At 65.1% G+C, this 7,556-nt stretch carries 7 protein-coding genes and 3 pseudogenes; 2 read left to right on the forward strand and 8 right to left on the reverse strand.

The window, feature by feature from the left end:
* A partial coding sequence (locus MKL01_RS00075; RefSeq protein WP_243903215.1) for a DUF1236 domain-containing protein occupies nucleotides 1-139 on the forward strand: 139 nt, incomplete at its 5' end.
* A 578-nt stretch (nucleotides 140-717) separates the two neighbouring features.
* Here the strand turns inward: MKL01_RS00075 and MKL01_RS00080 are convergent.
* From MKL01_RS00080 to MKL01_RS00110, 7 genes and pseudogenes are all read right to left on the reverse strand, one after another.
* The gene (locus tag MKL01_RS00080) at nucleotides 718-1,641 is read right to left on the reverse strand and encodes a hypothetical protein (protein ID WP_243903210.1); all 924 of its coding nucleotides are present in this window, start codon (nucleotides 1,639-1,641) and stop codon (nucleotides 718-720) included.
* A 206-nt stretch (nucleotides 1,642-1,847) separates the two neighbouring features.
* Nucleotides 1,848-2,579: a sensor histidine kinase gene (locus MKL01_RS00085; protein WP_243903211.1), complete on the reverse strand. Its 732-nt coding sequence runs from the start codon at nucleotides 2,577-2,579 to the stop codon at nucleotides 1,848-1,850.
* A gap of 44 nt (nucleotides 2,580-2,623) precedes the next feature.
* Nucleotides 2,624-3,533: pseudogene (locus MKL01_RS00090) on the reverse strand (transposase); the annotation flags it as partial.
* A 453-nt stretch (nucleotides 3,534-3,986) separates the two neighbouring features.
* Nucleotides 3,987-4,205, reverse strand: a complete 219-nt coding sequence (locus MKL01_RS00095) for a hypothetical protein (RefSeq protein ID WP_243903212.1) — start codon at nucleotides 4,203-4,205, stop codon at nucleotides 3,987-3,989.
* Nucleotides 4,206-4,550: 345 nt separating this feature from the next.
* Nucleotides 4,551-4,973 (reverse strand): MucR family transcriptional regulator, encoded by a 423-nt coding sequence (locus MKL01_RS00100; RefSeq protein WP_243903216.1) that lies wholly within the window; start codon nucleotides 4,971-4,973, stop codon nucleotides 4,551-4,553.
* 280 nt (nucleotides 4,974-5,253) lie between these two features.
* Nucleotides 5,254-5,697: a DMT family transporter gene (locus MKL01_RS00105; RefSeq protein WP_243903213.1), complete on the reverse strand. Its 444-nt coding sequence runs from the start codon at nucleotides 5,695-5,697 to the stop codon at nucleotides 5,254-5,256.
* Nucleotides 5,698-5,908: 211 nt separating this feature from the next.
* Nucleotides 5,909-6,585: pseudogene (locus MKL01_RS00110) on the reverse strand (IS5 family transposase); the annotation flags it as partial.
* On the opposite strand from MKL01_RS00110, the gene MKL01_RS00115 reads away from it, so the two are divergent.
* Nucleotides 6,516-7,208 (forward strand): EAL domain-containing protein, encoded by a 693-nt coding sequence (locus MKL01_RS00115; protein WP_243903214.1) that lies wholly within the window; start codon nucleotides 6,516-6,518, stop codon nucleotides 7,206-7,208. The pseudogene MKL01_RS00110 and the gene MKL01_RS00115 overlap by 70 nt on opposite strands.
* Here MKL01_RS00115 and MKL01_RS00120 read toward each other — a convergent pair.
* Nucleotides 7,190-7,556: pseudogene (locus MKL01_RS00120) on the reverse strand (hypothetical protein); the annotation flags it as partial. The gene MKL01_RS00115 and the pseudogene MKL01_RS00120 overlap by 19 nt on opposite strands.

Genomic DNA, 7,556 nt, shown 5'->3' on the forward strand with positions numbered 1-7,556 from the left:
CGTGCTGCCGGAGGACGGGGTCGTCTACTACGATGTGCCGCGAGAGTTCGCGCTGCCGGAGTACAGTTACACAATCGTCAATGGCCACCCGGTGCTCGTCGAGCCAGGGAGCCGGCGCATCGTGGAGGTGATCGAGTGATGCCAATTCCCGCATATCTGATCCGACGGGCCCCAATCTACCACTCTCCGCGATCTATCGCCGACCGAGCCTACTCCCGGCGATCCCAGCGGTCCTGGGCAATCGCGTAGACGAAGCTGCTCAGCAGATGCTGTGGCTGTAAAGTCGCGGTTAGCTATCACGGAAAATCGGTCGGAACGGCGAGCTTGACCATTCGTTCTGCCGACATGGAACACTATCGATCCACTCTCGCGACCACGGCGATCGCAGTCATCGGACTGCTTGTCGCTGCCCATGTCCTGCACCCGGGCAATTACGAGCAATCGGATCGTTGGTCGCGGGTCATTACAGTGGCCATCGAGGCTCCGTCGCCTCCTACGATCTGGAGCAACCCACCGAGGAAACTGCACAGCAGCGAGCCCGCCATGTTGATGGCAGATAGCCAAGCTTTGCTGGCGCATCGTCCGACGGTGGCTCTGCAGTCGGGAGTGCGAATGTTGCCGACATTATCGGGCAGGTTGGTGCCACCAGCCTCGCAAGGGAGCGCTGCAGAAAGCGATCTGAAGTAGCCCCCGAAATGACCGGACAGGGGCTCACGCTTATGGAAGTGTGTGCCTATGACCGACCGTATGGTGAGTTCTAACGACCCGCCCCGCGCCGAACGCGTCGAAGTGATCACCTCGGTCCAGCGCCGGCGGCACTGGACCACGCAGGTCGGCAAAGGCGGAAACCGGCGACAGGCCGACGAAGACCGTGATGCCGTCGAGGTCGTCCGAAGTGGCGGCCGCGACCCCGGTGATGTGCGTCGTGCCGCGCAATCCCAGCATGTCGACGACTTGGCCGCGGTTGGCCTGGAGCGTCGCGAGGTAGGCCGCCGGCAGGAGCTTGCCGACCCACTCGGCATGATCGGGCACGCGCAGCAGGATCGCGCCCTTCCTGTCAGCGACCGTGAGCGTGGCATCCGTGGGCAGACCGGTCTGAGATTGTTGCCTGGCGAGGTAATCGAGGTCGACGCTAGCAAGGACGACGCCTGTCGGCAGCCCGTCGGGCCCCGGTATCGATTGGGCAAGCTGAATGGTCGGCTGGTCGGTGATGCGGCCGCGGACATACTCGCCGACGGCGAAGCCGGCTCTCGTTGCATCCTGGAAATATCGGCGGTCCGACAGCGAGTAGGCGCCGCGGGCGGAGCTGACGGTGCTGCAGACGACGCGACCGTCTGCGCCGATGACGCCCAAGAAGAAAGCGCCAGGTACCTTGTCGAGCAGCGTCCGCAGGTACGGCGTGCAGGCCTCCGGGTCCATGCCATGGATCTCGGGAACCTCCACGAGGATGCGCAGGGCTTGGCGGACGCCGCGCCCGAACTGTCCAAGGTCGGCCGCCACACCCCGGGCGGTCCGGATCGCCTCGGCGCGCACGCCTTCGCTGCGCGCCGCGCGCAGCGCGTACTCGTTGTAGCCCTGGATGGCCAACGCCGGCATGAGCGCCAGGGCCACCAAACCCACGATCCAGTTGGTCAGCGACATTGAGGGACCAGCACTACTCCTCGCTTCCCTCGTCAGCGGTACTGCAGGACTCCGGCATCAACCTAGGTGACATTGCAAACGCGCCCAGGGCGTCCGGCGTTGCGAACGCTGCCCACCAAGCATTTTGCCTCTATATTGGTGCGATATCATCGGTTGGCAATCAGGCCGTCTCCAGGGGCGGGCCCTCCCCGGGCCGGCGGACACCTTCAGCCATCGGCGAAGAACCCGGCCAGCGGCGCGGTCAGAGTGCAGCACACCCCCTCCGGCTCGTAGCGGAGCTCGACACGCCCGCCGACCGCCCCGGCGAGCCCTCGCTCGATCAGGCGGGAGCCGAACCCGCGACGGGTCGGGGCGACGACTGGCGGCCCGCCTTCCTCACGCCAAGTTATAAAGACCGCCTCGTCGCCGTCCGGGCCATCGACGCTCCAGGACAGGGTGACGTGGCCGTCGGGCGTGCTAAGCGCGCCGTACTTGGCCGCGTTCGTCGCCAGCTCGTGCACCATCAGAGCCAAGGAAAGGGCAGTGCGGGAGCCGCAAGGGACCGAAGGCCCGTGAAGGCTGAAGCGCCTCTGCCCCGGGTCGTCGTGCAGGTCGAGCGCGTTCTCGACGACGGCGCGCATGTCGGTTTCCCGGCTTTCCCCTTCGCCCGTCATGAGGATGTCGTGGGCCTTGCCCAGCGCGATCAGGCGCGCGGCCAGGACCTCCTTGGCTGCCTCGATGTCGCTCGCGCCGCGGAGGGTCTGGGTAGCGATGGCCTGGACCATCGCCAGCGTATTCTTCATGCGATGCGACAGCTCGCGGTTCAGGAGTTGCTGCTGCTCCTCGGCCCGGACGCGCGCCACCGCCGCCTCGACGCGGTCGGCGACGGCGCGAAGGAAGCCGACATCCTCCGCGCTCCAGTCCCGCGGGATACGGTCGTGGACGAAGAACAGGGCCACGGTGCGCCCGCGTTCAGGCCGTTCTCGACCGAGGTGTGCCGCTAGGACAGCGTCTGACCCGCCGGACACAGGTAGGTGTTGTCCAGACGACGGTAGAGGAAATCATCCTTGCCGAAGCGCCCGACGGCCTTGGCGCCCGAGGTCATCGGCCAAGGCAGCGTTACGGCGATGCCGGTACGTTCGCAGGCCAGGATCTGTTCACTGGAATAGTAACCTCGGTCAGCCACCGCATCGAGCGTGTCCGCCTCCAGAGCGTCTTTGGCCCGCGCGGCCATGCCGCTGAGCTGCGCCCGGTCCGAGCCGGCATTGGTGACCGCATGCGCGACGATCAGGTGATGCTCGGTCTCGACTGCCACCTGGACGTTGTAACCAACCACGCCCGATCCACGGCCGCTGGTGGCCATGGACCATGCGTCGGGATCGGTCAGCGAGACTTGCCGGTCGGGCGCGGCCTTCATCTGCTTTTCCAACCCCGCCAGCCGCTCCATCTCCTGCCCGAGGCGGGAGATCTTTTTCTTCAGCCTCTCCACCTTGGCTGCGAGTTCAGGCGTGGGATCCTGACGATCGGCTGTGTCGAGCTGCGAGAGGTAGCGTGACACGCTCTCCTCGATCTGCTGGCGGCGCCGGTCGAGCTTTCCTTGGGTGAAGTTGCGGTCGCTGGCCGGTCAGCCACATGACCTCGACGTTGCGGCCCGCTTCGCGCTCCAGCCGTCGGCTCGAGGGGACCCGGTTGAGATAGCCGTAGACGTACAGCTTCAACAGGGCGGCCGGATGGTAGCCCGGTCGACCCGTCCGGGCCGCATCGACGCCTGCAAAGCCGAGTGCGCCGAGGTCCAGGGCCTCCACGAAGGCATCGACGACGCGGACAGGGTTGTCCTCGGCGATCTAGTCCTCAACACAAGGCGGAAACAGCGTCGTCTGATCGCGCTCGGCACCGACAACGAACCGTCTCATGCCGTCCTCCGGTCGTGCAGAGGAAAGCTACCACCATCGGGGTTTTGACACAGCCAGGACCCAACCCAGCCGCCGGAAGCGCTGTTGGCGTTCCCTTGAAGCGGACGTTCGTCACCCGTCCGGCAACTTCAGCTCGGGGTGGCGAACGGAAGTTGGATCAGCGCCTGGAAGCAGACCTTCGGCTTAGCGCCCATCCCGGCCATTCAATGGGCTATCACGGTTTCCCGCAAGCGGACACTGACTGCAGCGAGGCAATGATCCGCTAGCCTACGCTATCTCATGAACCGGCTCGGCCCCGCCGCCCGATCTGATCACGGGCTGGCGGGGCTTGGTGCCGTTCCTCACGGCGAGGGGCCGGTACGCGACCTGGCCCGAGATCAGGATCACCGAGAGCGGTTAGCTGAGCTTCAACGGTCGGCCGGGAGTCGATCTCGGAACGGGAATTGGCGGCGTTCATGTGTCCGTCGGGACAGCCGCCAAGAGGCTGTCTCGATGAGCACGGAGTAGCGTCAGGCTCGTCATGTAGGAGGCGAGCAGCATCTCGTCCTCGGCCGGGACATGCCCATTCTCGGCCAAGTGGGCCACCAGAACGCACTGTCGGTGGAAGCGCCTCTCAAAGGCGATGATGTCTTCGTTCACGGCGACGAGCGCCTTGATCCACGGTAGCGGCACGAACCGCGCCCTCCTCTCCTGAGGGCGGCTTACCTAAAAACGCGGTTGAACTTTGGTAGTGGATGCAACCGTCACGGATCGATTCCAGCGATCTGAGTCGGCAGTGGCAGTCCGTCTGATTTCAGGCACCGCGGGCCGATCGGCTAGGTCCACGGCGAACCGCACGTCCGGCGCGCGGGGGGACGCTACGCGGCATCAGTCGGTCCAGCCTTCCTCAGCCGCCCCCTCCCCCCCCGGTCCTTCGCCGCTATCCCCGATGAAGATGGGCCGGCGGCTTCGAGGGCGGATCCTGATCGCTCCTTAGATCTCGATAGCGGAGTGATCAGGGCGTAACTCAGAGTTTAATCAGGCGACCTTGCGGCGCCCCTTTGGAGCGCTCTTGGCCATAGCGCCTGGGCGCCCGCGGCCGATCGCCTTGGCGAGCGCTGAACGCTGGGCAGCGTATGTCGGGGCGACCATTCGGTAATCCGAAGGCAGGCCATAGCGTTCACGGTAGGCCTTCGGGTCGAGCCCGTGGCTGGTCAGGTGGCGCTTGAGCGTCTTGTAGGTCTTGCCGTCGATAAAGCTCACTAGGCCATCGTCGCAGATTGACCTGCGGATCTCTGTGGGCGTCGGCTTCTTGACATCGGCGGTCGGAGAGTTGCTGCCGGGAGCGCCACCGGAAGCTAATCCAGAGACCGCGCCGTACACGTTCCTGATCAGGTTCGGAAGCTCAGACGCGGGGACGGGATTGTTCGACACATAGGCGGCGACGATGTCTCCAGCCAGTTCGGTGGACGAATAGTGGGGTACGGGGTGATCCGATCGAGTTCACGCGACCTGGATGAGGTCGCAACATGCGCCCTTAACGCACAAATATTCTATAAATTAATCGGCTGTCGATTATGTTTTCAATACTCGGATGCGACAAGTGTGCGAGCTTATCCGGCTACGAGCTTAGCGTTGCGTTTGGCGGAATTACGATCTTTGATGCAACTGCGGGAGCGAAATATGCCTTGGCTGGCCGCATGCCGCCTTCAGCGCCTCTTCCACGAGGCGGGGGATGGGGTCAGAACACGGCTATTAGGGCAACGCCAGCGATCATGAGCACGCTGCCGACGAGCCGCCATAGGGTTGCCGGATGCACCTCGAAGCCGACCCAACCGAAGTGATCGAGTAAGATGGAGGTGACGACGCCAGCGGTGACGAGGAGCGAAAGGAATGCACCGGCACCGATTTGGCGGGCGATCAGGAGCTGCGTGATGACGACGCCGCCACCCAGCAGCCCTCCAAACCACGCCCACCACGGCATCTGCGCCAACTCGACGTAGGTCGGCCATGCCAGACGCCGGGTCATCAATCCGATGATGAGGACGCTCAGCGCCGCTCCGACCCCGACGACGAGACCGGCTGTGAGCGGCTGAGAAAGGCCTTTGGCCAGCGTGCTGTTCTGTCCAGGCTGTACCGCATTGGCGATCCCGGCGAGCAGCACGAAGCCGTAGAGGTACCACATAGCTGAGATCCCATTCTGTGAGATCTCATAGGTAGGGCGGCCGGATAGGGCTCTTCGCGCGATCGCCGGCGGCATGTCGTCCTGCGCCTGCGCTCTCGGCGTCTCTTCCACGAGGTGGGGATGGGGTCAGCCCTCATCCCCGGTGTCGTCATCTTTGAACCCGTCGAAGCCCGGCAACGGCACACCGGTCCTGAACACGTCGTACTTGCGGCCGCTCCACGACCCAGCGGTGACGACCGAGCTTCTCGCTGCTCTCGATGCCGCGTCGGGCGATACGCGGTACGATCCCTCGCGCCTGGCATTCCTGTCGGCGGGGCCTGGCATCGTAGGCTTTGTCGGCGTGCAGCTTGCCCGGGCGGCAGCGCGGCCGCCCGCGCCGCCCGCTCCGCAAAGGCGGAATGGCATCGAGCCTGGTTGCCATCATGATGCTGTCGTGCCGGTTGGCCCCGCTCAGGCAGAAGCCGAGCGGCGTGCCGCGCGCGTCGGTGGCGAGGTGACGCTTGGTGCCCGGCTTGCCCCGGTCCGTCGGGTTCGGGCCGGTGGCAGGCCCCCTTTTTTGGCCGGGACAGACGCGCTGTCCAGGCAAGCCCGGCTCCAGTCGATCTCACCCGCCGCATGCAGGCGCTCCAGCAGAACCTGATGCAGGCGGTTCCAGACTCCCGCCGCCTGCCAATCCCGCACCCGACGCCAACAACTCATGCCCGAGCCGCAACGCATCTCAGCGGGCAGCATCTCCCACGGCAGGCCCGAGCGCAGCAGGAACAGGATGCCCGTCAGGGCGGCCCGGTTCTCGATCGGGCGACGCCCGCCCTTCGGACGTGGCCGAGGAGGCGGAAGCAGCGGGGCGATCTCATCCCAGAGATCATCGGGGAGAAGCGATCTGGCCATGCCAAACCAACGCTGAAACCCCCGCTCGGTGCCGTTCTGTTAGGCGCTCTAAGTGGTTCAAGGATGCGTCCGATGTCGGCCTCGGGGTTGAGCTGGAACTCGCGGTTCTGAAGACGACGCTCGCCACCTACCCGCTGTTGCCAGCTTCGCTGTCGCTGTCGATCAACACGTCACCGGAGACAGTGATGAGCAGGCGGCTGTCAGATATCATTCCGCCCGCCTACGCGCCTCGCACGATCATCGAGATCACAGAGCATGCGCTGGTGTCGAACTACGCCGCCCTCCACGCGCAGCTCACACCATTGAAGCAGCTCGGCGTGCAGGTCGCGGTCGATGACGCCGGCGCTGGTTACTCAGGCTTGCAGCACATCGTGCAACTAGGGCCCGACATCATCAAGATGGATATGAGCTTGACGCGCTCCGTCGACACAGATCCAGCCCGGCGGGCGCTGGTACGTGCGATGGTCTTCTACGCGCGTGAGGTAGGCTCACGCGTGGTCGCCGAAGGTATTGAGACAGCCTCGGAACTGAGCACCCTAGAAGCGCTCGGGACCGACAGGGGACAAGGCTACCTACTCGGCAAGCCCGGGACGCTCGCAGCCCTTCAGAACGCTTGCGTCTGATCCGGGCTATAGCCCCTACCATAGTCGCCTACGAAGACGCGAACCTCGTCGTAGCAATGGCAGCAGAGGACCGTAGGCGCTGGTTTTTTGGCGTAGGGACCGCCGAACAGGTCGCCGAGCGACTTTCGCCGGAACAGCGTGCGCCAGCGACGCCTCTGATGCTCTGGCCGGTCCTGGATCATGTGGCATCGCTGGCAGAAGGCCGCGAGGTTGGCGGCCGCATTGTTCGCGGTGTCGTGATCCCGATGCGCGGCGGCTAGGACGACCAGAGTCCGGCGAGTGCGACCGAGGATGTCAGTGGCCGACCCGATCCGGATCCGGCGCCCCCACCCATCTCGCCAGCGCCCA

The sequence above is a fragment of the Methylobacterium sp. J-070 genome (assembly GCF_022829385.1).
In the GTDB taxonomy this organism is placed as follows: Bacteria; Pseudomonadota; Alphaproteobacteria; order Rhizobiales; family Beijerinckiaceae; genus Methylobacterium.